This is a genomic window from Gordonia amicalis (assembly GCF_022059885.1).
Classification (GTDB): domain Bacteria; phylum Actinomycetota; class Actinomycetes; order Mycobacteriales; family Mycobacteriaceae; genus Gordonia; species Gordonia amicalis.
Window position 1 is genome coordinate 2,409,638 of sequence record NZ_CP091855.1, and the last position, 25,009, is coordinate 2,434,646.

A 25,009-nucleotide genomic window follows, 5' to 3' on the forward strand; every position below is an offset into this window, starting at 1 on the left:
CTCTCAGAAGTTGCCCTTGGCCGACCAGCCGCCGTCGACCGGGTAGATCTCGCCGGTCAGGAAGTCGCCCTCACGCATGAGATAGGCGACCATCGAGGCGATCTCCGACGGGCGACCCAGCCGACGCACGATGTGCGCGTTGGCATTCGCCTGTCGCATCTCCTCGGTGATGTCGGCCAGGATCGGGGTGTCGATGGTGCCCGGTGCGATGGCGTTGATCAGGATGTTGTGCGGGCCGTACTCGTAGGCGGCCTGCTTGGTGAGGCCCACGACGCCGCCCTTGGCCGCCGAATACGACGCCAGGTTGGGCAGACCCCGAAGCGCGGCCATCGATGAGATGTTGACGATGCGGCCACCACCGTTCTCGATCATGCCGGGGATGACCGCTCGCATGCCGAGCCACACGCCCTTGAGGTCGGTGCCGACGACGACGTCCCATGCTTCCTCGGTGAGGCCGACGACGGTGTCCTCGCTGATCATGTTGACCACGCCGGCCACATTGGCCAGGAAGTCGATCGAGCCCTGTGAGGCGGTGATCTGCTCCACCGTGGCCGCCCAGTCGTCGGCGACGCGGACATCGAGGCGGACCGCCTCCGCGGAACCGCCGGCCTCGGCGATCTCTTTGAGGGTGACCTCGCAGTCCTGGATGTCGGCGGCGACCACATGGGCGCCGTCTGCGGCGAGTCGGATGGCCGTGGCCTGACCGATACCCTGTGCGGCGCCGGTGACGATGGCAGTTTTTCCGTTGAGAGACATACGTGTTCGCTTTCTGTTTCGGAGGAGGGGACGAGAAGGGTGCGTTCAGGGCTGTTCGGCGAGCAATTCGGCGAAGCGACGCCGGGCGGCCTCGCGCCGGGTGGGGATGTGCTCGGTCGGCCGGTCGTCGGCCGGTCGTGTGTATCCCTTGAGGTACTGGCGGGCGACGCTGTCGCGGTGCACCTCGTCGGGGCCGTCGTAGAGACGGCCGGCGCGTGCCGCGCGGTACATGGACTCCAGCGGCAGGTCCGCGCTGTAGCCGAGTGAGCCGTGGACCTGGAGCGCGCGGTCGATGACGTCGTGCAGGATCTTGGCGCCGAAGAACTTGATGAGCGCGATGTCCTTGCGGGCGGCGGCCGTGCCCTCCTCGTCGATGCGCCACGCGGCATGCAGCGTCATCAGACGGAGGGCCTGGATCTCGGCCGCGGAGTCGGCGATGAAGTTGCGGACCGTCTGCTTGTCGGCGAGGACCGATCCGTGGGCGTACCGGTAGGTGGCGCGTTCGCACATCATGTCGAATGCGCGACTCGCCTGACCGATCCAGCGCATGCAATGGTGAATCCGGCCGGGGCCCAGTCGTTTCTGGGCGATGAGGAAGCCGTCGCCCCGATTGCCGAGCAGTGCCGTGTCGTCGACCCGGACGTCACGCAGCACCACCTCGCAGTGCGAACCGTAGGTGTGCGGGCGCGGCCGGGGATTCTCGACCGAACCGATGTCGCGGACCACGTCGAGACCCGGTGCGTCGATCGGGATGATGAACTGCGAGGGGCGACGGTGGCGTTCGGCGTCGGGATCGGTGACGGCGACGACGATCATGAAGTCGGCGGTGGCTGCATTGCTGATGAACCACTTGTGGCCGTTGAGAACCCACTCGTCGCCGTCGCGGACCGCGGTGGTGGTGAGGTTGGTCGGATCGGCGCCGGCGTTGTCGGGTTCGGTCAGCGCGAACGAGGAATAGTACTCGCCGGCGAGCAGCGGCTCGAGCCACCGCTTCTTCTGCTCCTCGGTGCCGACCGCGGCGAGAATCTCGCAGTTGCCGGAATCCGGTGCCTGGCAGCCGAACACGAGCGGTCCGTACGGTGTGGAACCCAGGATCTCCTGCATCAGGCCCAGCTTCACCTGGCCGTATCCCTGTCCGCCGAGTTCCGGGTCGAGGTGTGCGGCCCACAGGTCGTTCGCCTTGACCTCTTCCTGTAGCGGGGCGATCGCCTTGCGCAGTTGATCCCAGTCGAGATCGAGGGTCTCGAGCGGGAAGACCTCGGTACGGACGAAATCCTTCATCCAGTCGAGCTTCTTCTGGAATTCGGGTTCCGTGGAGAAATCCCAGGCCATGGTGGTGTGCTCCGTTTCTGTGGGGGATCGTTGACGAGTACGGGTGGGGTGGGGAAGCGCCGGCGATGTGCGACGGGTCAGGCGCCGGCGGTGATCCCGCGTGCGCGGACGAACAGACCGTCGGCGTAGCGGTGCAGCCGTTCACCGACGTCGCGGGGCGCCTTGCCGTCACATGACCGGGCGTAGGTGCCCTCGAGGATGATGCCGAGTTTGAAGCTCGCGAGAACGGTGTACCAGTCCAGTGCGTCGAGATCCCGGTCGGAACGCTCCGCGTAGCGGGCGACGATCGCGGACCGGCTCGGCAGGTTGCCGGCGCGTCCGAGTGCGCTCTCGTAGAGATCGGGCTGCCGCGGGTCGTCGGGCCAGATCGCCAGCAGCACACCGAGATCGAGCAGCGGATCGCCGACGGTTGCCATCTCCCAGTCGACGATGGCCGCGACCCGGGGAGCGCGGTGATCATAGAGGACGTTCGCCACGTGGTAGTCGCCGTGCAACAGTCCGGGCCGGAAGTGGCCGGGACGGTTGTCCTCGAGCCAACCGGCGATGCGATCCAGATCGGGGAATGTTCCGCCCCGATATCCCGGTGTGGCGGCGTACCGCTCGTGTTCGGCGAGCCACCGGGGCACCTGCCGTTCGAGGAAGCCGTCCGGTTTGCCGAAGTCGTCGAGGCCGATGACGGAGTGGTCGACCGCCGCCAGTCCGGCGAGTGCGTCGACGAGGGCGTAACCCATCGCCTCGCGTCCTTCCGCTGTCGCGGCGTACGGGGCCGGCAGCGCATCGGCGGCGTTGAACCCGTGCACCGGCTCCATCAGGAAGAAGGTCGCGCCGAGGACGTCGGGATCGGTGGTGCCGGCGACGAAGCGCGGGTGCGCGACCTCGGTCGAACTCAGGGCCGACAGCAGGGTCATCTCGCGGGCGATCGCGGCGTTCGACTGCGGGCGCAGGTGCCGGGGCCCGCGCCGCAGGACGTACTCACGTCCGCCGCGGCTGACGATGACCATGATGTTCTGGGTACCGCCGTGCAGCGGCCGGAGCTCGGTGGTGTCACCGGTGGGGAGGCCCTGCTCGTCCATCCACGCCGTCAGCGCTGCGATGTCCACCGGGATGGGGTCGGCGGGAGCAGGACGGTCGGGGATCGTGCTGTGGGCCATGAGACGAACCTATGGCGTGTCCGCCTCGCGGAGAACCGTCGTCGTGCTGATCTGTTGGAGGAATCTCCAACCGGCATCGACGCAGTTCACTGACCTGCGAGATCCAGGACCTGGAAGGCCATCTTCGCCGACAGCAGGCAGTCCAGCGACGTCGGATCGCGACGGGCGATCTCCTTGATCCGGCCAAGGCGGTACCGGATGGTGTTCTCGTGGACGTCCAGCGCCGACGCGGTCGCCTGCACCTTGCCGTCGGCGGCCACGAAGGCGCGCCAGGTGGCGAGGAGGGTGCCGTCGTCGTGCTGTCGTACCGGCGCGACGAAGGAGTGCGCGAAGTGCAGGGCCTCCTTGACGTGGCCGCTGGACACGATCACCCGGAACAAGCCGAGCTCGTCGAGCGTCATCACCCGCTCGTCCCAACCGAAAGACTTTGCCACCGAGCCCATCTCGCGCAGGTCGCGATGAGCGTGCGGATAGTCGACCGGCGTGCGACAGATCCCGGAGATCAGGGTCGCCCCGAGCGAGAGGTCACCGGAGAGTCGATCGCGGATCGTCGACACGTGGTCGCGGACGTGCCCGACCTCGTCGAGGTCGTCGGACTCCAGGCGGACCATCACGATGACCGCCCCGGGCAGCCGGACGGCCGGTGGCGGGGAGATCGACATCACCGACGCGAAGGTGCGCGTGACCAGGGACTGAATCGCCGACGCCGTCAGGCTGTCGGTCGCGTCGTCGACGGCGAAGCGAACGAGGACATGGGGATTGGTCAGGTCGATGCCGAACTGCGGGCCTCGTCGGACCAGGTGCTCCTTGTCGCGGCTGTTGCGCAGTAGATCGGAGAGGTAATCGTCGCGCGCCTGACCCTCGGTCTCGATCTGCCGACGCTCGGAGAGCATCTGGAGCGCCAGGACGGTGGCGCCGCGTTCGGCGATGTTGGCGTCGAGGGCCTCCAGGCTGCGGCCCACCTCGACGATGCCGAGGAAGCCGGTCTGCTTGCCCTCGATCACCATGCGGCACATGAGATGCCGACGACCGAGGCCGACGGCCAGCTGCGCGGGCACGATGGCCGACGGCGTGCTCACCGACAGTTCGGCGAGCGCCTGACGCACCGAGGCGGTGGCCCGCACCTTCTCGCTCATCACCGGGGGAGCGGTGAGCTTCAGCGCGTCCGGCGCGGACCAGGCGAGCACGTCGAACGAGTTGTTGTAGAGGACCACAGGCTTGGCTGACAGCTCCGACAGAAAGGTGAGCGGGACGCCGAGCATCGCGCGGACATCCCAGTGCGTCATCGTTCGGCGGTGGGGACGCGGGTCGTTGAGCGCGTCGGCGATGACGACGGGCGCGCGCGTGTTGATGACCTCCTGGCTGAAGAGGTCGCCGTCGAAACCGGAGACCTGCCTCTTCACGGCCTCGGTGATGTCGCCGGCCTCCTGGCAGAAGCCCGCGGCGCCGCGGTAGCTGCCGTTGGCGTGCCGCAGGTACACCGAGCACCGGGTGACGCCGAGAAGTGCGCAGAGCTTCTGGCCGACCAGGCTGAGGAGATCTTCCAGCTTCGTGTCGGTGATCGCTTCGGTCGTGATCTCGGCGAAGGCCGCGATGACCTCGCGCTCGCGGCCGGTGGCATGTGCCGATCCGGCGTCGACCCCGTGCTCCACCATGGACGTCATCCGCGCGACCTCCTCACCGACTGCTCATGATGAACCTCACAGTAGCAATGAGTGGTGAGGCGGATCATGCACCCGTCGTCCCGGTCGGCGCCTCGGCGACGGCCTCGGTGGGCAGCACGTGGCCCATCCGCTCCCTCTTCGTGCGCAGATACCGGACGTTGTGCGGGGTCGACACGGTCGGCAGTCCGACGCGTCCGACGATCTCGAGGTCGTGCCCTCCGAGTCCGCCGTACTTCGCCGGGTTGTTGGTGATCAGGCGGACGCGGCGGATGCCCAGGTCCTTCAGGATCGCGGCGCCGGTGCCGTAGGTGCGCGAGTCCACCGGGAGTCCGAGAGCGGTGTTGGCGTCGACGGTGTCGAGCCCCTGTTCCTGGAGTGCATAAGCGCGGATCTTGTGGCCCAACCCGATGCCGCGACCCTCGTGTCCGCGCAGGTAGACGACTGCTCCGCAGCCCTCTTCCGCGATGGCTGACAGAGCTTGTTCGAGTTGTGCACCGCAGTCGCAGCGCAACGAGCCGACGATGTCGCCGGTCAGGCATTCGCTGTGTACGCGGACCAGCGCGCCCTCGGCGGTGGCACCGGCTGCGGCCACGTCGCCCATGACGAGAGCGAGATGTTCGGTGCCGTCGATGTCCGAGCGGTAGGCGACCGCGCGGAAGTCGCCGAAGAGGGTCGGCATCGCCGCGGTGGCCATCTGGTGGACGAACGAACCGGCGGCGGTCCGGTGGGCCACGAGGTCGGCGATGCGCAGCACGGGCAGTCCGTGACGTTCGGCGAACTCGAGCAGGTCGTCGCCGCGTCGCATCGTCCCGTCGTCGGCGATGATCTCGCCGATGACCCCGACCTCGCCGGCGCCGGACATGGTCACCAGATCGACGGCGGCCTCGGTGTGTCCGGCGCGGGTGAGGACCCCGCCGTCGCGCGCCTGCAGCGGGAAGACGTGCCCGGGACGGCGCAGATCGCCGGCCAGGGTGTCGTCGGAGGCGAGCGCCCGGACCGTGAGCGCGCGGTCGTGTGCCGAGACCCCGGTGCCGGCATCCCGGTGGTCGACGGTGACGGTGAAGGCGGTGCCGTGCGCGTCCCGGTTGTCCTCGACCATCTGCGGTAGCTCGAGCCGGCGGGCGCGGTCGGCGGTCATGGGCGCACAGATGATGCCGGTGGTGTGCCGGATCAGGAACGCCATCTGTTCCTCGGTGACGGAAGCCGCCGAACAGATCAGATCGCCTTCGTTCTCCCGGTCGTCGTCGTCGACCACGACCACGAAACCGCCGGCGGCGACCGCCGCTACGGCACGGGCGACCGCCTGGGTGGACGCCTCGGTCGCGATGGGGGTCGGGGTGCTGGGGATCGTGTTCACGAGGCGACCTCGAATGCTCGGTGGGTGCCGAACACCCGGTCGTGGTAGGTGAGAGGTGCTACGGGGGCGACGCCGGTTGCGGCGATGTTGCCCAGTGCGACAACATGATCGCCGCCGTCCACCAGGGATTCGGTCGTGCAGGCCAGCCAGCCGGAGGTGCCGTCGAGGCGGGGGAGTGCAGACGACTCCGACCAGACGATCCCGTCGAACTTGTCGGCGCCCTTGCGGGCGAACCGCATCGCGACGTCGGCCTGGTCGTGGGCCAGCACGTTGACGCCGAATCGACCGGTGCGACGGATGATCGCGAGGAGGTCGGAGCCGCGATCGAGGGACACCAGGACCATCGGCGGTCCCATCGACAGCGACGTGAATGCGCTGACCGTGGAGCCGTGCGGTCGCTGGTCGTCGAACGCGGTGATGACCGCTACGGGCGTGCAGACCCGGGCCATCACCTCGCGGAACTCGAGGGCCACCTGGTCGATGACGGTTTCGCTCATCGATCCTCCTGGAGATGCGTGAGAGGGTTGGAGTCGCTGCGACGCCGGAGAGTGCCGGCGCCGCAGCGACGTTCGGATGGCGTCAGACCCCGGCGGGCGTCTTGGCCTTCATCTTGTGGACCGCGGGGACGACCTTCTCGCCGAAGAGCTTCAGGCTCTGCTCGGCGGCGTCGAAGGGGAGACCGCCGAAGGCGAAGGCCGCGTTGGGCAGGAAGTCGCCGATGAGCTCGTGGCGGTAGGCGTACTTCTCGATGCACTGCTCAGGTGTGCCGTAGATGTTCGCCTCGACGTAGGCGTCGGCAGCGGCCTCCATGCCTGGCCTCGCGGATCATGTCCGCGCCCGCCTGGTAGGTCTCGTAGCCCTTGGTCTCACGCCAGTGCTTGCCGGCGAAGTCGTAGTGCTTGATGACCGACAGGAAGTACCGGTTGACGTGCTCGTAGGCCAGGCGACGGGCCTCCTCCTCGTCCTCGTGACAGATGACGAAGTCCTGGATGACCGGCGGGCCGGGCTCGGTGCCCTGGGCATCGCGGAACATCTGCTTCCAGCCGTTGATGGCCTCGGCATGCTGCTCGAACGGGAACTGCATGAAGGTCATCATCTGGACACCGAGGTCGGCGACCACCGGCACCGAGTCGGGTGACATCGCGGCGGCGAAAAGCCTTCCGTCCCAAGAGGTGTTCGGATTGGGGGCGGGACGCAGCGCGATCTCCTTCTGCGGATACATCGGGCCGTCGCCGGAGACGACGCCGGTGCGCAGTCCGCGCAGCACCATCTCGGCGGCCTCGTTGAAGCGGGGGCGCGCCTCGTCCATTCGGGATTCCGAAAGCCTCGTACTCCAGCTTCGCCAGACCGCGTCCCATGCCGAGAAGCACACGCCCGCCGGACATCTGGTCCAGCATGATGGCCTTCTCCACGACGCGGAGCGGATCGTTCCACGGCAGGATCGTGGCGCCGATGCCGAGCTTGACCTTCGAGGTCCGGCCGGCGAGGTAGGACAGGATCGCGAAGTTGTCCGGGCACATCGAGTAGTCGTCGAAGTGGTGCTCCGCCGACCAGACCGAGTCGAAACCGGCCTTCTCGGCCAGTACGCCGAGCTCGAGGTCGCGCAGGAAGACCTCTTCGTCGCTCACGTTCTCGTGGTAGTTCTGGAAGACGAGAAGTACGCCGACATCCATTGCATTGACTCCTTGATCACAGGGGTTGGGGTACTGGGTATCTCGAAAGATCGGGTCTTTCGAGGGGAATGGCCGCCGGCGGCGGGATGAGGGTCGGGGACCGCCGGCGACCGGGGCTCAGCCGAGGAAGACCGCGCGGGTGTGCTCGGTGTCGAGGAATTCCTTGACCTCGTGGATCTTTCCTTCGCGGACCACGAAGACGAAGTGGTAGAGGTTGTTGTAGACCTTGCCGTTGTTCATCTCCGAGTACGACTCGGTCTCGACCGCGACGCGTTCTCCCTCGGCGGTGAAGGCGAGCGGGGTGAGGGCGATGGCACCGGTCTTGGTGGTGGAGGAGAGGCCGGCCAGCATTTCGCCGAATGCCTCTTTGTCCTTGGTCCCGGAGATGCCTTCGATCTCTCCGCCCACCCACCAGGTGGCCGTCGGCGCCAGGTAGGACAGGATGGCGTCCACGTCGCCGCGGGAGAACACCTCCATGAATTCCGCGACCAGAGCCTTGTTCTGCTGCTCCGTGCTGACGCTTGCCGTACTGGTTGACACCGATTGGCCTCCTTCTGACCGCCCCCCCGGGGGGGAAGGCGAGAAACTGTGTGCAACAACGACGTTATGGGTCGATGTGGCGTGAGTCACCCTTGCGTTTCGCGTCTCTTGTGGGTTGTCACAACCGGTGCGGGGTGTCGCGAGCCCACGTCACCGGCCACCGCCGCTGAAGGTGTTCATCAGTCCGCCGTCGACGGGCACGATGGCGCCGTACATGTAGGTGGACAACGCGACATCGACGATGACCTGCGCGATCTCCTCCGGCCGGCCGGTACGTCCGGCCGGGATGGACGAGACGACACGCGCCCGCGCCCGGTCGCTGAGTCCCGAGGTCATGTCGGTATCCACAAAACCGGGGATGACCAGGTTCACCCGGATGTCGCGTGGGGCGAGTTCCGCGGCCAGGACCTGGGTCAGACCGCTGAGACCGGCCTTGGCCGAGCCATACGCGACGTCGCCCGGGAATCCCCGGAAACCGACCACCGCACCGACATTCACGATCGACGAGCCCGGTTCGAGGATCGGGACCGTGGCCTTGCACATCTCGAAGGCGCCGGTGAGGTTGGTGGTCAGCACAAGGTCCCAGTCCTCGCGACTCAGATCGTCGACGCGTCCACCGCGGTGCACGCCGGCGACGTTGATCAGGCCGTGGGCACTGCCGTACTCCTCCTTGACCGTGGCCAGCGCGCCGGCCACCGAAGAGGAATCGGTGATGTCGGTCTTCAGTTCCAGGACCTGAGCCGGTCTGGTGAACGGCGTGGTGGACACGCCACGGGCCAGGGACACGACCGAATCGCCTCGGGCTGTGAGGTTCTCGACGACCGCCCGGCCGATGCCGCGCGATCCGCCGGTGACGATCCAGACCCGGGGTCGGGTGTTCATGACTTCAGGAAGCCGGTCAGTTCGGCGAGGTAGCGGTCCCGGTCCTCGAGGAACGGGGCGTGACCGCAGGCGTCGAACGGGACGAGACGAGCGCGCGAGTTGAGTTCGAGGACGGCCTCGGCCCCGGCGAAGGGGACGAAGGCGTCGTCGCGGCCGTGCGGGAGCAGGATCGGGATGTCGAGCCCGCCGAGTTCCTTGCGCAGGTCGGTCCGGGCGAGGTCGCGCAGTGAGTCGTCGCCGACGGGTCCCATCTCCATGAACATCCCCCAGATCCAGTCCAGGACATCGGAACTCGGGGGAGTTGCGCACACCGCCGCGGCCACCCCGCGGAAGGTGTCGGCGCGGTTGGCGGCGGCGCCGGTGAGCACACCCTCGACGTCGTCGGTGGAGCCGCCGGGCCAGTCGTCGGTCGCGGTGTAGCGCGGCGACGCACCACCGGTCAGGACCAGGCCGCCGGCACGCGAGCCGAGTGCGGCGGCGGCAGCGGTGGCGACCGCTCCGCCCAGGGACCAGCCGTTGATGACCGGGGACGACAGGCCGAGGTGTTCGACCACCTTGACCACGTCGTCGGCGAGCGCCGCGATCGTCGCATCCTCGAAGTCCTTGTCGGAGCGGCCACAGGCGCGCAGATCGACGAGGACGACCTCGTGGCCCGCGGCCTTGAGCGCGGGAGCGGTCGTGTCCCAGCAGCGGGTGTTGGCGCCCCACCCGTGGATCAGCACGATGGGACGCTCGTCCCCGCGGTGGTGCTCGAAGTAGATCCGGCGATCGTTCTCAACCGCGAGATAGCTCATGGACTTCTCCTTCTTCGTCGAACTCGATTTCGAAAAACTTGTCGGCCTGGGTGGCGGGTTCCTCGTTCCGCGGGGCGCGGGGGACCAGCGGCGGGGCGTCGGCGAAATGCGGCATGACCTGGTCGGCGAGCAGTTCCATCGACCGCACGACGTCCTCGTGTGCCATGCCGCCGAACCGCATCCAGCAGATGAGATGGTCGAGACCCGTTTCCTCGCGGAGGATCTCGATGTCGCGGATGAGCCCGTCGGGGTCGCCGACGTAGCAGACCCCGCCCTCACGCAGGCCGGTCAGTGACATCGCACCCTCCGCGGCGGCCTCTGCCAGCGCGGCGTATCGCTCGTAGCCCGCGGGTGTCGCAACGCCCTGAGGAACGGCGGACATGACGTTGTCGAAGTACCACTCGAGGCTCGGTCGTGCCCGTCGGACGGCCAGTGCGTCGTCCTCGGCGAGATGGATCTGCCAGTTCATCGGGAAGTCGAGGGACAGCGGATCGCGACCCCGATGCATCAGCGTGCGTTTGGCGCCGACGACGAACCCGTTGAGTTCGGGCAGTGTCATCAGGGTCGGCGTGACGAGCATGTTGTGGCCGTGATCGGCGACCAGGTCGAAGGTCTCGGGACTGATCGACGCCACGTAGATCGGGGGTGTCGGTCGCTGCAGTGGCGTCGGTCGGCAGTCGACGCCGTCGATGTGGAAGTGCTTGCCGTGGAACGTGTACGGCTCACCGATGGCCTTGGTCCACAGACCCGTGACGATCTGGAACGCCTCGTCGAAGACCTCGCGGCTGACGTCCTGCTTGTCGGCCACGCCCATCGCACGGAACTCGTGGGGCTGGTAGCCGCGTCCGACACCGAAGTCGAGCCGGCCACCGGAGATCACGTCGACCATCGCGAAGTCCTCGGCGATCCGGACCGGCCACGCGAGGGTCAGGTTGCTGACCGCGATCCCGATGCGCATCCGGGAGGTGCGGGACGCGATGGCGGCCGCCGCGACCTGCGGTGACGGCATCGACCCGTAGGCGCTGCCGTGGTGTTCGGCGAGCCAGACCCCCTCGAATCCGAGACGTTCGGCGATCTCGACCTGCGAGAGCATCTCCTCGTAGGCCCGCCGAAAGTCCCGGTCCGGACTCTCCAACACGTAGAACAGGCTGAACTTCACAAGGTCGACGTTAGGAATCGCCGTGCGTCACCGGAACCGGAGAATCCGCGGCGGTTGTGGGTTCCCACAAGTCGGGTGTGCCGGCGGCCCGCTCACGGAGAGTCCGTTTGTCGAGTTTTCCCACGCTGGTTCGCGGGAGATGGTCGACGATCACGATGTTCTCGGGCATCCACCAGCGCGGCACACGCTCGGCGAGCTCCGCCGCGACCTCGTCGACATCGAGGCCGTCGTCGCCGACGATGTAGGCGACCGGGCGCTCCTGCCAGCGCGGATGCGGTACGGAGACCACCGCCGCCGCGTGGACGGCCGGATGCTCGACGAGCGCCTCCTCGAGGGCCACGGAGCTGATCCACTCGCCGCCGCTCTTGATGAGGTCCTTGCTGCGGTCGACGATGGTGAGATAGCCGTGTTCGTCGATGACCCCGATGTCGCCCGTGCGCAACCAGCCGTCGTCGAACCTGTCCGGATGGTCGGCCCGGTAATAGCGGGTGGCGACCCACGGCCCGCGGATCAGGACCTCGCCACGGCTGATCCCGTCGTGGGGCATGACCCGACCGTCCTCGTCGACGAGTCGAGCGAGATCGCCGCGATCGCGGAATCGGCACCAGAGGGGTCGGCGTCGGCGTCGATCGGCACGACCGGCATGTCCGGGCGTTGCGCGCGAGCGGTGGTGAGCAGGTGTTCCAGCGTCGGGTCGGCGAAGATCATCGCATCGTCGGCGTGATCGACGATGTAGGCGATCTCGTCGGGGGCGAGTCGGACGTTGATCGTGTGCAGCACCGCGCCGGCGAGCGGCACCGCGAGATACAGCTCCAGGTGCCGACGGTGGTTCCAGGCCAGTGTGCCGACCCGGTCACCCGGACGTATGCCGCTCGCGATGAGGGCCGACGCGAGCCGCAGGACCCGGTCGGCATAGTCGCGATAGGTGTACCGGAAGACCTCGGCGCCGTCGACGTGATCGATGATCTCCTTGTCGCCGAACATGTCTCGCGCCCGGAACAGGAAGTCGGTGATCAGGAGGGGGTGCGCCGACGGCGGCGTGGGGGGTGCGGAGGATGGGCCCTGGTTCATGCAGGGACCTCCACCGACGATCGCGCGGCCAGTCGGGCTCTGACCCCGGGTACGACCGTGCCGGCGAGGAGCTCGATGCGGGCGCTGCCGCTGTCGATGGACTCGCCGGGCAGCTGTGCCCAGAAGTGCACGTCCTCGATCTGCGGGGTTGTGGTGAGTTCGTCGACGGCGGTGGCCGGGTCCCACAGGGTGAACGAGCCGGCCTCGACGAGCTGATCGGGTTCGGTGAACTGCGGGATGGGACCGAACGCGCCCATCTCGATGTACTTGTTGATCTGGTAGAGCGCGTGGGCGCCGATGCGCGACCATTCCCGCTCGGGATCGTCGGCGATGATGGTCCACTGCCCGGCAAAGATCCGGCCGTCGTCACGGGACCGGCCGAGTCTTTCGAGCGCGTCCAGGTAGGACGCGTGGTGTGCGTTCTGGGTGCCGAGGAAACCGTCACCGATGCGTGCGGCTCGTTCGATCGCCGGATCGGCCATCGCGCCGACCAGGAGGTCGGGGGTCGTCTCCGGCGTGGGCGTGACGGGCAGCGCGGGTTTGCGCAGGCGCTTGCCGTCGAATGGTTCGGCCGACCCGGACCAGCAACGACGCACGATCTCCACGCCTTCCTCGAGCAGACTCGGCCGGTTGATCAGCCGCCGTCCGAAAGCCTCGAACTCCGGCTCCCAATATCCCTGCCCGACACCGAGCGAGAAACGTCCGCCGGTCAGCAGGGACAGCGTGGCGGAGTCCTCGGCGAGCCGGATCGGGTTGTGCAGTGGCGACACGACGAGGTTGGTGCCGATCCTCATCGTCGTCGTCCGGTCGCCGATGGCGGAGGCGAGGAGGAACGGCGAGGGTGTGTAGCCGTCTTCCATGAAGTGGTGCTCGGTCAGCCAGACGGAGTCGATCCCGATCGACTCCGCCCAGACGATCTGATCGAGCGTCGCTCGATAGAAGTCGCCGAAACCGCGCGAGTTCCCGGGCGGGTTGCGGAAGTCGTACCAGAGCCCGAAGCTGACGTCCGACGTACTCATTGCATGGTCCTTTCGCCGACGGTGTGGTCGGTGTCACTCTGGGCGATGGATGTGACGACCGGAAGGGCCCATCGGCGGGGTCATTGTCGGAAATCCCAAGGTCCGCGGATGCCGGCCCGGGAGATGGAACCGGCAGCGTCCCGTGAGCGTCCAACAGATGACGTGTTCCGGGCGGAGACGGCGAGCGCGCGGGATGGGTACCATCAGGCATCGTCAGGGGGGTGGGCATGGACAGCGCGGGGTCGAACCGGATCGCCATGGACGTCGAGCAGGTGTCCGCGGTCGCGGGCTATTACCGGCGTTCGTCCCTGGTTCTGAACGCGGTGGCCGACGACCTGGCCGCGCACGACTTCGGCCGGTGGGCGCGCACCGATGCGGACCCCGGCCCGGCGTCGTCGCTGGGTCCGTCCGCCGCGACCTACGCCGAGATGAGTGCCACGCTCTCCGTCCGACTCCGAACGCAATCACGGGCTGCGGCCGTTCTCGCCGACACCCTGCGGAACTCCGCGATCATCATGGCCGCGGGCGACGCGCACGCCGCGGACGAGATCACCCGTGCGACACCGGGGTCGGGGGCGACGACGGGATGAGGCGGGGTGCGGATTCGCTGGCCACGCTGCGGAAGGACGCGCAGGACGGTACCGGGGCGCTGACCCAGTTGCTGGCGGTCGGACGGCTGATGGGTGTACCGGTTCCCGACGACGTGACGATCCGTGCGGGGCTCCGTGCGGTGGACGACTTCGACATCGCGGCGCTCGCGGCGGACAGCCGGGTGCTGGTCTCCGCTCATCGAGCCGTGTCCGATCAGCTGCATCACCTGCCCGAGCAGCGGGTCCGGCTCGACGACGGCTGGCACGGCGAGTCCGCGTCGTTCGTGATCGAGACCGTCGTCGACCATCAGCGGCGCGCGGAATCCGACCTCTATCTGCTGCACACGATCACCGACGCCACCTCTGCGGCCGCATCGGGGATCGACCGTCTGTTGCGCTCCTTCTATCTGGCCCTCGCGCGTCTGTCGGCACCGAATGCCGCGGGAACCCCACCGGCCGAGCTCCCACAGGCCGTGCTCTCCGGACGTGTCCCGCTCGATGTCGCGGTCGAGGACATCCGGTCGCGCGTGGCACTGTTCACCACCTCCGTCGACGCGACACTGCGCGGGATCGCCGGAATCCTCGACATCCTGAACCGGTCCCTCGACGGGATCGACGACGATCCCTATCCCGTCGAACCCGAGCCCGTCGAACCCGAGACCCGGCCCGTCGCGCGTGCTGCCGAGCCGGTCCGGCCCCAAGCAACTCCGACCGAGCCGCCCCTCCCGCCGACCGAGACGGTGCTACCTGTGCGCGAGTCCGACGAAGGGGACATCCCGTTCCGGTTGAGCGGCTCGTCGGCCGCGGAACCCGAAGTCGCGCAGAAGATTCGTGGGGCCGAACCGGCTGCTTTCGAGAGCAGGCCGGCGGCCGGTCCCGGACCGCAGACGCCGACACCGACCCACATCGTCGCCGACACCCGCAGCGGCCGCACATCTCCGGCCGTCGGCGGGGCGTCGAGCTCACCCGAGCGATCGACCGGAGATCTGGCCCTGGCGGGTGACCAGTGAGTCTCGCCGATCAGATCGAAGCGCTGGCGCGCTCTGCCACCGCCGAGGTCGCCGATGCCTCACACCGCTTCTCCGCGGCACAGCGCGATCTCGAGATCGCGATGACCGACCACCGGCGCACCGCCGAGCAGTCGGCGGCGCAACGGCTTCGTGCCGAACTGGAGCGCGAGGCCAACGCCGCCGACGCATTGCCCGGCATCATGCTGCCCGCCGACATGGCCGACGCCAGTCCGCATCTGCCGCCGCCGAACGCATAGGCTGTCAGCTGTGCCAGGCAAGAAGCGTCCGAAACCATCGCAGTCGCCCGCGAAGCTGATGACCGCGCTCGGCCGTCGGGGCCCGAATCGCGTTCTCCACGGCGATCTCGGGATCGTCGGTACCCGCGGCGAGGTGTTCACCCCTGCGAGCGGGGAACGACTGCCCGCCATCGCCTTCGGGCACGGCTGGCTGTCCTCGCCGAGCCGCTACCGCGACCTGTGCCAGCACTTGGCGTCGTGGGGCATCGTGGTGGCGGTCCCAGCCGGTCAGCGGGGGGTACTGGTGTCCGACGACGCGATGGCCGCGGAGCTGCGTTCGGCGTTGTCGATCGTGACCCGGGTCCGGCTGGGCTTCGGCGAGATCACCGTCGACCCGGCGAAGGTGGGCTTCGCCGGTCACGGTTTCGGGGCGTCCGCCGCCGTCATCGCTGCGTCGGAGGGCATCCTGCACGGCCAGCGGCAGCCCGACGTCCGGGGTGTGGTCGCGCTCTTCCCGGCGCCGACCACCGCCGGGCTCCTGCCCGCGGCACGTCGAGTGACCGCGCCGGGGCTCATCGTCTCCTCGATCGGCGAACTCGACACCATCGACGGCAACGCGCTACCGCTCGCGCAGGCGTATGGCGCCGACCACACATCAGACGACGAGCGCCGTGTGGTGCTGCGCACGCCGCCCGGAGCGACGTCGCGGGGCCTCGTCGAACATCGCACGATCGGCGCGCTGTGGGGGAGCAACGGGGCCGACAAGAAGACGCACGGCGCCGCGCGTGCGCTGACCACCGGATTTCTGCTCCACACGCTTACCCAGGACCCCGAGTACCAGGCGTTCTCCGATCCCGGCACCGTCCTCGGCAAAGTCCCGGCCGTTGACCTCGACGATCCGCCGGAGGTGCAGGACCGAATCGCCAAACTGCTCGGCGCCAAGGAACGCAGGCGTCGTCGCGCAGCGTCTCCGGTGCCCGCCGCGGCCCCGAACGTCGTGGTCCCCAAGACCCTGGAGTGACGCCCCCGCGCGCGAGCGCATCGTCCGCACCGCGCGCAGGTACGCTGACTAGCTATGTGTGGAATCGTCGGATACGTGGGGCGCCGCGATGCCCTGGACATCGTCGTCGAGGCATTGCGACGGATGGAGTACCGCGGGTACGACTCGGCGGGTGTCGCCATTCTCGACGGCGCCGGTAACACCGCGATCCAGAAGAAGGCGCTCCGCATGGAGAACCTGGAGAAGCAGATCGCGACCGTCGGCCGGGAGTCGCTGTCGGGGACCACGGGCATGGGGCACACCCGGTGGGCCACGCACGGCAAGCCGACCGACCGCAATGCGCATCCGCACGCGAGTGACGACGGCAAGATCGCGGTCGTCCACAACGGCATCATCGAGAACTACGCCGAGCTGCGGGCCGAGCTGGAAGAAGACGGCGTCGAGTTCGGCTCGGAAACCGACACCGAGACCGCCGTCCACCTGGTCTCCAAGTACTACGCCCTCGGCCCGACCGCCGGCGACTTCGTGGCCAGCGCCTATGCCGCGCTGCGCCGGCTCGAAGGTGCGTTCACCCTCGTGTTCACCCACGCCGACCATCCCGACACCATCGTGGCGGCACGCCGGTCGACCCCGCTCGTGGTGGGTGTCGGGCAGGGCGAGATGTTCGTCGGATCCGACGTGACTGCGTTCATCGAGCACACCCGCGAGGCCGTGGAGCTCGGCCAGGACGAGGTCGTCGTGATCACCGCCGACACCTACACGATCACCGACTTCGACCGGAATGAGCGCGCGGGCAAGCCGTTCCACATCGACTGGGATCTCGCGGCGGCCGAGAAGGGCGGCTACGACTTCTTCATGCTGAAGGAGATCGCCGAGCAGCCGCGCGCGATCGCCGACACCCTGCTCGGACACCTGCAGAACGGGCGCATCGTGCTCGACGAGCAGCGACTGACCGACGACGACCTGCGCGATGTGGACAAGGTCTTCGTCGTCGCCTGCGGTACGGCCTACCACGCCGGACTGCTGGCCAAGTACGCGATCGAGCACTGGACGCGTCTGCCTGTCGAGATCGAGCTGGCGAGCGAGTTCCGCTACCGCGACCCGGTCCTCGACCGGTCGACGCTGGTCGTGGCGATCTCCCAGTCGGGCGAAACCGCCGACACGCTCGAGGCCGTCCGGCACGCAAAGGATCAGAAGGCACGAGTCCTCGCCATCTGCAACACCAACGGTGCGCAGATCCCGCGCGAATCCGACGCGGTGCTGTACACCCACGCCGGTCCGGAGATCGGTGTCGCGTCCACCAAGTGCTTCCTCGCGCAGATCGTCGCGGCCTATCTGGTGGGTCTGGCGCTCGCGCAGGCCCGCGGCACCAAGTACGCCGACGAGGTGGCCCGCGAGTTCGCGGCCATCGAGGCGATGGCCGACTCGGTCGCCGAGGTCCTCGAGACCATGGAGCCGGTGCGCGAGCTCGCGCAGTCGCTGGCCCACCACAACACGGTGCTGTTCATCGGCCGTCACGTCGGCTACCCGGTGGCCCTCGAAGGTGCGCTCAAGCTCAAGGAGCTCGCGTACATGCACGCCGAGGGCTTCGCCGCCGGTGAACTCAAGCACGGGCCCATCGCGCTGATCGAGGACGGTCTGCCCGTCATCACCGTCATGCCGTCCGCGGACGGTCGCGCGGTGCTGCACTCGAAGATGGTCAGCAACATCCGCGAGATCCAGGCCCGCGGTGCGCGCACGATCGTCATCGCCGAATCCGACGACGCCGCCGCCCGCGCGGTCGCCGACGAGTTCATCCCGATCCCGAAGACGCCGACGCTCCTGCAGCCGCTGGTCTCCACGGTGCCGCTGCAGGTGTTCGCCGCCAGCGTCGCCCAGGCGCGCGGTTACGACGTCGACAAACCGCGCAACCTGGCCAAGTCGGTGACCGTCGAGTAGACCGGTCCCGATGTCGACCCGGTACCTGACCGCCGACGAGGTCCGCGACGCCGAGCGGGCGTCGGGGGACCTCCTCGCCAACGGAACGCTGATGCGCCGCGCCGCGCACGGCGTCGCGCAGGCCGTCGTGGGGGAGTTGAACCGGACGGGCGGATGCTACGGGCGGACGGTAGGAGTGGTCGTCGGGGCGGGTGACAACGGCGGCGACGCCCTCTTCGCCGCCGCCGAACTCGCCCGCCGCGGAGCAGCCGCCCATGCGGTGCTGCTGGCACCCGACAAGGCGCACCCGGCCGGGCTACGGGCGTTCCGGTCGGCCGGCGGGCGTGTCGTCGACTCATTGCCGGGGCATCCCGACGTCGTCATCGACGGTGTCGTGGGCATCGGCGGCCGCGGACCGCTGCGACCCGCCGCGGCGGCGGTCTTCGCCGGTCTCGGTGCCGAGACCACGGTCGTGGCAGTCGATCTGCCGTCCGGTGTCGACGCCGACACCGGCGAGGTCCACGACCCGTCGGTCCGCGCCGATCTCACCGTCACCTTCGGCTTCCCCCGGCGCGCACACCTTCTCGCCGCGCCCCGGTGTGGTCGCGTGATCGTCGTCGACATCGGCATCGGTGACCCTACGGAACCGGCTGCGCAGCAACTCATCTCGTACTCCGACGAGGAGATCGACTGGCCGGTGCCGGGACCTGCCGACGACAAGTACACCCAGGGCGTGGTCGGGGTCGTCGCCGGCTCGCACCGCTATCCGGGCGCGGCGATCCTGGCCTCCGGGGCCGCGGTGGCCGCGACCTCGGGCATGACGCGGTATGTCGGATCGGCTCACGCCGAAGTCGTTTCGCACTTCCCCGAGGTGATCGCCGCTCCGGACCTCGCCGACGCCGGCCGCGTCCAGGCATGGGTGGCCGGTCCGGGAATGGGCACCGACGCCGCCGCGACGGCGACGCTGCGTACCGTCCTCGACTCCGATCTGCCGGTTCTCGTCGACGCCGATGCGCTCACCATCGTCTCGACCGATCCCGCACTCGTCGACGGCCGTCGGGCGCCCACGCTCCTGACTCCCCATGCCGGGGAGTTCGCGAGGCTGACCGGGACCGAGGTGGGCGCCGATCGGGTGTCCGCGGTCGCCGACCTCGCCGCCCGGTGGGGTGTCACGGTGCTGCTGAAGGGCCGGATCACGCTGATCGCCGACCCGTCGGGAAGGGTCGTCGGAAACGACGCCGGGGCGTCGTGGGCCGCGACCGCCGGCGCGGGCGACGTGCTGGCCGGGATCGCCGGCTCACTGCTCGCGGCGGGTCGGTCACCACAGGAGGCGGGTGCCGCGGCGGCCCGCGTCCACGCCCACGCCGCCCTGCTGGCGAGTCGGGGAGCCCCGATCGGCGCCTCCGCGCTGCTCGCGGCCCTGCGACCGGCGATCCGCGAGTTCGCCACACGACGAGCAGGAGCGGAGCCGCCGACGCCGTCACGCGCATCATCGTGACGTCCGCCCAACCGTGTCCCCGGTGCGCCCGCATCGGTGTGATTCCTCATAGGCGGCCGGGTGAAACGGCTGGTCACGGCGCTGGGCAGGTCTCCGCGCACAAATCGTTCGCGACGATCTGGGAGAATGGTCGGCGATGACTTCCCCTGCTCTGACCGCGACCGTCGACCTCGGCGCCATCGCGCACAACCTCGACGTGTTGCGGACGACCTCGAATGCTGCCGTGATGGCCGTCGTGAAGGCCGACGCCTACGGTCACGGCGCCGTGCCGGTCGCGCGGACCGCACTGGCCGCGGGCGCCGCCGAGCTGGGCGTCGCGCACATCACCGAGGCCCGCGCCCTGCGTGCCGCCGGGATCGACGCCCCGATCACCGCCTGGTTGCACACCCCGGCCGCGGACTTCGAGGGCGCGGTCACCGACCACATCGAGATCGCCCTGTCCTCGTCCACCCAGCTCGACGCGGTGGTCGAGGCCGCCCGTGCCACCGGAGTCGCGGCGAGTGTCACGGTCAAGGTCGACACCGGACTCAACCGGAGCGGCGTCGCGGCCGACGAGTGGGACGACTTCGCCGTGAAGATCGCGAAGGTGCACGCCGAGGGAGCCGTCACCGTCCGCGCGGTGATGTGTCACCTCGCCCGCGGTGACGAACCCGACCATCCACTCAACAGCGAACAGGCCGCCCGGCTCGACGCCGCAGCCGCCGACCTCGCTCGCCTCGGCGCGGCGCCCGAGATCATCCACATGGCGAATTCACCTGCGGCACTGACTCGTCCGGACCTGGCGCGTGACATGGTCCGGCCCGGGATCGCGCTCTACGGTCGTACCCCGGTCCCCGAGCGCGGCGACTTCGGGCTCATCCCGGCGATGACGCTGTCGGCGCAGATCGCCCTGGTCAAGCGCGTCGCCGCCGGGGAGGGTGTCTCCTACAGCCAGACCTGGATCGCACCGCACGACACCGTCGTCGCGGTGATCCCCGCGGGTTACGCCGACGGGGTCCCGCGCCTGCTGTCGGGACGACTTCGCGTACGGATCGGTGACCGGCTCTTCGGCGGGGTCGGCCGGATCTGCATGGATCAGCTGGTCGTCGACCTCGGACCCGACGCGGCCGGGGTGCGGGAGGGCGACGAGGTCGAACTCTTCGGCACCGGGGCCCGCGGGGGCCTAACCGCCAAGGACTGGGCCGACGCCATCGGCACCATCGACTACGAGATCGTCTCCCAGATCGGCAGCCGCGTGGTCCGGCGCTACGTGAACGCGAGCCCGGCTCGCGGTGACGCGGTGGCCGACGAGTGAGCGGGGTGAGTGTGGTGGACGATTCCGAACGCGTCGGACTGCTGGCCGGGCTGGCCGGTGTCGCGGCACTGGGCGGTATGGCGGCGGTCGGCGCCGCGCGCAACATCGCGCGCAAGAGCGTCGTCGGCAAGTCCGATCCCCACGCCGACATCGACCTCACCAGGTTGTACGACGAGCAGGCGCGGACGGTGACCACCGACGACGGACTCGACCTCGCGGTCCGGACCGTCGACCTCGGTGACGTTCCCGACGGCACACCTCCCGAGCTCACCATCGTCTTCGTACACGGATTCAGCCTGCGGCTGGCGAGCTGGCACTTCCAGCGCGACCAACTCGCGGCGGAGTGGGCCGACCGCAACTACCGTTTCGTCTTCTACGACCACCGCGGACACGGCGAGAGCGATCCCGCGCCGGTGGAGACCTGCACGATCGCCCAGCTCGCCGACGACGCCGCGGCCGTGATCCGTTCCACGGTGACCGCCGGACCCGTTGTCGTGGTGGGCCATTCGATGGGCGGCATGACGGTGATGGGGCTGGCCCGTCGTCATCCGGCCCTGTTCTCGTCGACGGGCCCGGTTGCCGGCGTGGGTCTGGTCGCGACCGCGTCGCGTGGCCTCACCGAGGCGGGACTCGGTGAGGGACTGGGTAATCCGGTGGTCGACGCTTTCCGCCTGAGCGTCCGACGCGCGCCGCGCCTGGTCCAGGCAGGTCGTGGCCTGACCCGCCAAGCCCTCGAACCCGTGCTCGTCGCGGCCAGCTTCGGGCCGGCGTTCTTCAGCCCGGCACTCGGTAGTGCCGTGGAGAAGATGATCCAGAACACGCCGATCGAGACCATCGTGAACTTCCTGCACGCCTTGGAGATCCACGACGAATCGACGGCACTGCCGGTGCTGGCGCAGGTGCCCACGACCGTCGTGTGCGGCGACAAGGACCGGCTGACACCGCTGCCGAACTCGGTGCGCATGTACTCCCAGCTCGGTCCGGATTCCCGTCTCGTGGTGGTCAAGGGGGCCGGCCACATGGTCCAGATGGAGGAACCCCGGATGGTCAGCGACGCGATCGTCGATCTCGTGGACCGCGCCCGGATCGCCCGGCCGGCGCCCCGTCGGCGCTGGTGGAAGAAGCTGGGGAAGGCATGAGCCCAGAGAGATCGCACACCGACGGAATCCACACGACACCGGTCACCGACCGCACCGGAACCCGTGAGCTGCCCGAGGTCGCCGACACCGAGGCGTTCGGCGCCGAACTCGCCACCGTGTTGTCCGCCGGGGACCTCGTGATCCTCGACGGCCCGCTCGGTGCGGGCAAGACGGCCCTGGCTCGCGGAATCGGCGCAGGTCTGGGGGTCGAGGGCCGGGTCACCTCGCCGACCTTCATCATCGCGCGCGAGCACCGACCGGGCCGACCCGGCGGCCCGGCGATGGTCCATGTCGACGCCTACCGGCTCGGCCTGGCCGGCAGCGACGAGGCCGGTGGGCCGGCACGAGGCGGCCTGGACGAACTCGACGCCCTGGACCTGGACACCGAACTGACCGATGCGGTCGTCGTGGTCGAATGGGGTGAGGGTGTGGCCGAGCGGCTGGCACAGCGATACCTGGTGGTGCGGTTGCGTCGCGACGTGGACACCGATGTGCGACACGTGGAATGGGAGTGGGTGACCGATAAATGAGTTCGGCTGAACGGGGTGTCGACGCGGCGCGGACGGTGCTCGCGATCGACACCGCGACCGACTCGGTGGTCACCGGCGTCGTCGAACTGACCGGCCAGACGATCGGCGGCGTGTGCGTGCTCGCCGAACGCGTGGTCACCGACCACCGCCGGCACGCGGAGCTGCTGACCACTCTCATCGCGGAATGCCTTGCCGAATCCGGGATCTCCCGCGACGCCCTCTCCGCGGTGGTTGTCGGATGTGGTCCCGGACCGTTCACCGGCCTGCGGGTGGGTATGGCCACCGGCGCGGCGTTCGCCGACGCACTCGGCATTCCCGCACACGGCGTGTGTTCGCTGGACGCGCTCGCACTCGAGACGACTCCGCCGGCCGGGCGTCCCGACGTCCTCGTCGTCACCGATGCCCGGCGCCGCGAGGTGTACTGGGCGCTGTACCGCGACGGGGCGTGTGTCCGCGGACCTGAGGTGTCCGCGCCGGCGACGGTCGCCGAGGAGCTGGCCCCGGTGTTCACCACCGGCGAGGTCGGTGCGGTGTCCGGGTCGGCGTCGCATCTGGAGCTGGTCGGCTGGACGGAGACGACCCCGCAGGTGACCGTGCCGTCGGCCCGGGGGCTCGTCGCGGCCGCCGCGTCGGCAATCGAGGCCGGCGTGGTGCCGGAACCACTTGTGCCGCTGTATCTCCGACGCCCCGACGCGGTCGAGCAGAAGGCCAGGAAGCTGGGAGCCGCGCGGTGACCGCCCCCGAACTGATCATCGACGCGCTGATCTATGGCGACATCCCGCACTGCGCCGCGCTGGAGAAGCAGATGTTCGCCGAGGACTCGCCCTGGCCGGCCTCGGCGTTCCGGGCCGAACTGAACGCGCCGTACAACACCTACTTCGCGGCGCGGGAACGTGCGGGCGGTGAGGTCATCGGCTACGCCGGGATCTCCACGCTCGGTCAGCCGGATGCCTACGAATGCGAGATCCACACGATCGCAGTCGATCCCGCCCACCGGGGGCGGGGGATCGGCAAGGCGTTGCTGGAGGCGATGCTGACGGTGGCCGACGCCGTCGACGCGCCGGTCTTCCTCGAGGTCCGCACCGACAACGACGTCGCGATCACCCTGTACTCCCGGCACGGCTTCAGCACCGCCGGGTTCCGCCGTAATTACTACCAGCCGTCCGGCGCGGATGCGTACACGATGTTGCGGGCCCCGAGTTCGGGACGGCCGCTCGATCCCGAGGAGGGCCCGGCGTGATCGTCATGGGCATAGAGAGTTCCTGCGACGAGACCGGGGTCGGCATCGTGCGCTGGACGCCGGCCGACGGTGACACACCCGGCCATGCGACGCTGCTCGCGGACGAGGTCGCCTCGAGCGTCGACGAACACGCCCGGTTCGGCGGCGTCGTCCCCGAGATCGCCTCACGCGCGCATCTCGAGGCCATCGTGCCGACGATGCGCCGCGCCCGCGAGGCCGCCGGCATCGACAGGCCCGACGCCATCGCGGTCACCATCGGACCCGGACTGGCCGGTGCGCTGCTCGTCGGCGTCGCGGCCGCCAAGGCGTATGCGCTGGCCTGGGACGTACCGCTGTACGCGATGAATCACCTCGGCGGACATGTCGCGGTGGACACGCTGGAGCACGGACCGATGCCCGAGTGCGTCGCCCTCCTCGTGTCGGGTGGACACACACACCTGCTGCACGTCACCGATCTCGCGGAGCCCATCGTCGAACTCGGCACCACCGTCGACGACGCGGCGGGGGAGGCCTTCGACAAGATCGCCCGACTGCTGGACCTCGGGTTCCCCGGCGGCCCGGCCCTCGACCACGCTGCGCGCGACGGCGATCCGAAGGCCATCGCGTTCCCTCGCGGGATGACCGGGCCGCGCGATGCCCGCCATGATTTCTCCTTCAGCGGTCTCAAGACCGCGGTCGCGCGTTACGTGGAGAAATGTGAGCGCGACGGGGTGGCGGTTCCGGTGGCCGACGTCGCGGCGTCGTTCCAGGAGGCCGTCGCCGACGTCCTCACCATGAAGGCCGTCCGCGCGTGCGGTGATCTGGGTGTCGACACGCTCGTCCTCGGTGGCGGTGCCACCGCGAACTCGCGGATCCGGTCGCTCGCCGAGGAGCGCTGTGCGGCCGCCGGCATCACGCTGCGCGTGCCGAAGCCGAGACTGTGCACCGACAACGGCGTGATGATCGCGACCCTGGGCGCACATGTGATCGCCGGGGGCGCGGCGCCGTCGCCGCTCACGGTGGCTTCCGATCCGGCGATGTCGGTACGGGTCAGTCAGCTCTGAAATCCGCATCGCGGCTCTGGCGCTTCCTGAGCTGCGATCGCGGGGAGCGAAACTCGGGCATTTTGCACCCACCACCCTTGAGTGCTGGCACTCGCACGTATAGAGTGCTAGCTG

General features: G+C 69.0%; 26 protein-coding genes and 1 pseudogene. 12 read left to right on the forward strand and 15 right to left on the reverse strand.

Annotated features, from left to right (window positions below; all coding sequences use genetic code 11):
* Positions 1-3: 3 nt before the first annotated feature.
* From IHQ52_RS11155 to IHQ52_RS11230, 15 genes and pseudogenes are all read right to left on the reverse strand, one after another.
* Positions 4-756: an SDR family NAD(P)-dependent oxidoreductase gene (locus IHQ52_RS11155; RefSeq protein WP_006434439.1), complete on the reverse strand. Its 753-nt coding sequence runs from the start codon at positions 754-756 to the stop codon at positions 4-6.
* A 45-nt stretch (positions 757-801) separates the two neighbouring features.
* Positions 802-2,088, reverse strand: a complete 1,287-nt coding sequence (locus tag IHQ52_RS11160; RefSeq protein ID WP_024497581.1) for an acyl-CoA dehydrogenase family protein — start codon at positions 2,086-2,088, stop codon at positions 802-804.
* A 77-nt stretch (positions 2,089-2,165) separates the two neighbouring features.
* Positions 2,166-3,239 carry a phosphotransferase family protein gene (locus IHQ52_RS11165; protein WP_096273717.1) on the reverse strand — a complete coding sequence of 358 codons (1,074 nt, stop codon included), beginning with the start codon at positions 3,237-3,239 and terminating at the stop codon, positions 2,166-2,168.
* A gap of 86 nt (positions 3,240-3,325) precedes the next feature.
* Positions 3,326-4,903 carry a helix-turn-helix domain-containing protein gene (locus IHQ52_RS11170; protein ID WP_024497583.1) on the reverse strand — a complete coding sequence of 526 codons (1,578 nt, stop codon included), beginning with the start codon at positions 4,901-4,903 and terminating at the stop codon, positions 3,326-3,328.
* 64 nt (positions 4,904-4,967) lie between these two features.
* Entirely contained in the window at positions 4,968-6,260 is a 1,293-nt protein-coding gene (locus IHQ52_RS11175; protein ID WP_024497584.1) for a bifunctional 3,4-dihydroxy-2-butanone-4-phosphate synthase/GTP cyclohydrolase II, read from the reverse strand.
* Positions 6,257-6,757: a flavin reductase family protein gene (locus IHQ52_RS11180; RefSeq protein WP_096273719.1), complete on the reverse strand. Its 501-nt coding sequence runs from the start codon at positions 6,755-6,757 to the stop codon at positions 6,257-6,259. The genes IHQ52_RS11175 and IHQ52_RS11180 overlap by 4 nt, the downstream gene beginning before the upstream one ends.
* An 82-nt stretch (positions 6,758-6,839) precedes the next feature.
* Positions 6,840-7,070 (reverse strand): hypothetical protein, encoded by a 231-nt coding sequence (locus IHQ52_RS11185; protein ID WP_232513087.1) that lies wholly within the window; start codon positions 7,068-7,070, stop codon positions 6,840-6,842.
* Positions 7,018-7,933, reverse strand: a pseudogene (locus IHQ52_RS23775) (LLM class flavin-dependent oxidoreductase). Before IHQ52_RS23775 ends, IHQ52_RS11185 begins: the two are co-directional and overlap by 53 nt.
* 117 nt (positions 7,934-8,050) lie before the next feature.
* Entirely contained in the window at positions 8,051-8,473 is a 423-nt protein-coding gene (locus IHQ52_RS11200) for a nuclear transport factor 2 family protein (RefSeq protein WP_024500305.1), read from the reverse strand.
* Between the two features lie 150 nt (positions 8,474-8,623).
* Entirely contained in the window at positions 8,624-9,355 is a 732-nt protein-coding gene (locus tag IHQ52_RS11205) for an SDR family NAD(P)-dependent oxidoreductase (protein ID WP_024500306.1), read from the reverse strand.
* Positions 9,352-10,149: an alpha/beta fold hydrolase gene (locus tag IHQ52_RS11210; protein WP_024500307.1), complete on the reverse strand. Its 798-nt coding sequence runs from the start codon at positions 10,147-10,149 to the stop codon at positions 9,352-9,354. Before IHQ52_RS11210 ends, IHQ52_RS11205 begins: the two co-directional genes overlap by 4 nt.
* Entirely contained in the window at positions 10,130-11,308 is a 1,179-nt protein-coding gene (locus tag IHQ52_RS11215) for an LLM class flavin-dependent oxidoreductase (protein WP_096273721.1), read from the reverse strand. The genes IHQ52_RS11210 and IHQ52_RS11215 overlap by 20 nt, the downstream gene beginning before the upstream one ends.
* A gap of 10 nt (positions 11,309-11,318) precedes the next feature.
* On the reverse strand, positions 11,319-11,855 hold the full coding sequence (locus IHQ52_RS11220) for an AMP-binding enzyme (protein WP_238064247.1): 537 nt from the start codon (positions 11,853-11,855) through the stop codon (positions 11,319-11,321).
* On the reverse strand, positions 11,819-12,379 hold the full coding sequence (locus tag IHQ52_RS11225; protein WP_024500310.1) for an AMP-binding protein: 561 nt from the start codon (positions 12,377-12,379) through the stop codon (positions 11,819-11,821). Before IHQ52_RS11225 ends, IHQ52_RS11220 begins: the two co-directional genes overlap by 37 nt.
* Positions 12,376-13,398, reverse strand: a complete 1,023-nt coding sequence (locus tag IHQ52_RS11230; RefSeq protein WP_024500311.1) for an LLM class flavin-dependent oxidoreductase — start codon at positions 13,396-13,398, stop codon at positions 12,376-12,378. Before IHQ52_RS11230 ends, IHQ52_RS11225 begins: the two co-directional genes overlap by 4 nt.
* 227 nt (positions 13,399-13,625) lie before the next feature.
* Between IHQ52_RS11230 and IHQ52_RS11235 the strand changes: the two genes are divergently transcribed.
* The 12 genes from IHQ52_RS11235 to tsaD all read left to right on the forward strand — a co-directional run bounded on the left by IHQ52_RS11235 (position 13,626) and on the right by tsaD (position 24,895).
* Positions 13,626-13,988 (forward strand): hypothetical protein, encoded by a 363-nt coding sequence (locus tag IHQ52_RS11235; protein ID WP_024500312.1) that lies wholly within the window; start codon positions 13,626-13,628, stop codon positions 13,986-13,988.
* A complete protein-coding gene (locus tag IHQ52_RS11240; RefSeq protein ID WP_024500313.1) occupies positions 13,985-14,998 on the forward strand; it encodes a hypothetical protein in 1,014 nt (337 codons plus the stop codon). The genes IHQ52_RS11235 and IHQ52_RS11240 overlap by 4 nt, the downstream gene beginning before the upstream one ends.
* The gene (locus IHQ52_RS11245; RefSeq protein ID WP_024500314.1) at positions 14,995-15,255 is read left to right on the forward strand and encodes a hypothetical protein; all 261 of its coding nucleotides are present in this window, start codon (positions 14,995-14,997) and stop codon (positions 15,253-15,255) included. Before IHQ52_RS11240 ends, IHQ52_RS11245 begins: the two co-directional genes overlap by 4 nt.
* A gap of 10 nt (positions 15,256-15,265) precedes the next feature.
* On the forward strand, positions 15,266-16,255 hold the full coding sequence (locus tag IHQ52_RS11250) for a dienelactone hydrolase family protein (protein WP_024500315.1): 990 nt from the start codon (positions 15,266-15,268) through the stop codon (positions 16,253-16,255).
* A 54-nt stretch (positions 16,256-16,309) separates the two neighbouring features.
* Positions 16,310-18,172, forward strand: coding sequence for a glutamine--fructose-6-phosphate transaminase (isomerizing) (gene glmS / locus IHQ52_RS11255; protein ID WP_024500316.1), 1,863 nt, complete (start codon positions 16,310-16,312; stop codon positions 18,170-18,172).
* A gap of 10 nt (positions 18,173-18,182) precedes the next feature.
* Entirely contained in the window at positions 18,183-19,649 is a 1,467-nt protein-coding gene (locus IHQ52_RS11260) for a bifunctional ADP-dependent NAD(P)H-hydrate dehydratase/NAD(P)H-hydrate epimerase (protein ID WP_024500317.1), read from the forward strand.
* A gap of 136 nt (positions 19,650-19,785) precedes the next feature.
* On the forward strand, positions 19,786-20,943 hold the full coding sequence (gene alr / locus IHQ52_RS11265) for an alanine racemase (protein WP_024500318.1): 1,158 nt from the start codon (positions 19,786-19,788) through the stop codon (positions 20,941-20,943).
* Positions 20,940-22,082 (forward strand): alpha/beta fold hydrolase, encoded by a 1,143-nt coding sequence (locus tag IHQ52_RS11270; RefSeq protein WP_024500319.1) that lies wholly within the window; start codon positions 20,940-20,942, stop codon positions 22,080-22,082. Before alr ends, IHQ52_RS11270 begins: the two co-directional genes overlap by 4 nt.
* Entirely contained in the window at positions 22,079-22,612 is a 534-nt protein-coding gene (gene tsaE, locus IHQ52_RS11275) for a tRNA (adenosine(37)-N6)-threonylcarbamoyltransferase complex ATPase subunit type 1 TsaE (protein WP_024500320.1), read from the forward strand. The genes IHQ52_RS11270 and tsaE overlap by 4 nt, the downstream gene beginning before the upstream one ends.
* Positions 22,609-23,346: a tRNA (adenosine(37)-N6)-threonylcarbamoyltransferase complex dimerization subunit type 1 TsaB gene (tsaB, locus tag IHQ52_RS11280; protein WP_024500321.1), complete on the forward strand. Its 738-nt coding sequence runs from the start codon at positions 22,609-22,611 to the stop codon at positions 23,344-23,346. The genes tsaE and tsaB overlap by 4 nt, the downstream gene beginning before the upstream one ends.
* Positions 23,343-23,852 (forward strand): ribosomal protein S18-alanine N-acetyltransferase, encoded by a 510-nt coding sequence (rimI, locus tag IHQ52_RS11285; RefSeq protein WP_096273723.1) that lies wholly within the window; start codon positions 23,343-23,345, stop codon positions 23,850-23,852. The genes tsaB and rimI overlap by 4 nt, the downstream gene beginning before the upstream one ends.
* On the forward strand, positions 23,849-24,895 hold the full coding sequence (tsaD, locus tag IHQ52_RS11290) for a tRNA (adenosine(37)-N6)-threonylcarbamoyltransferase complex transferase subunit TsaD (protein ID WP_024500323.1): 1,047 nt from the start codon (positions 23,849-23,851) through the stop codon (positions 24,893-24,895). The genes rimI and tsaD overlap by 4 nt, the downstream gene beginning before the upstream one ends.
* The last annotated feature ends 114 nt before the right edge of the window (positions 24,896-25,009 follow it).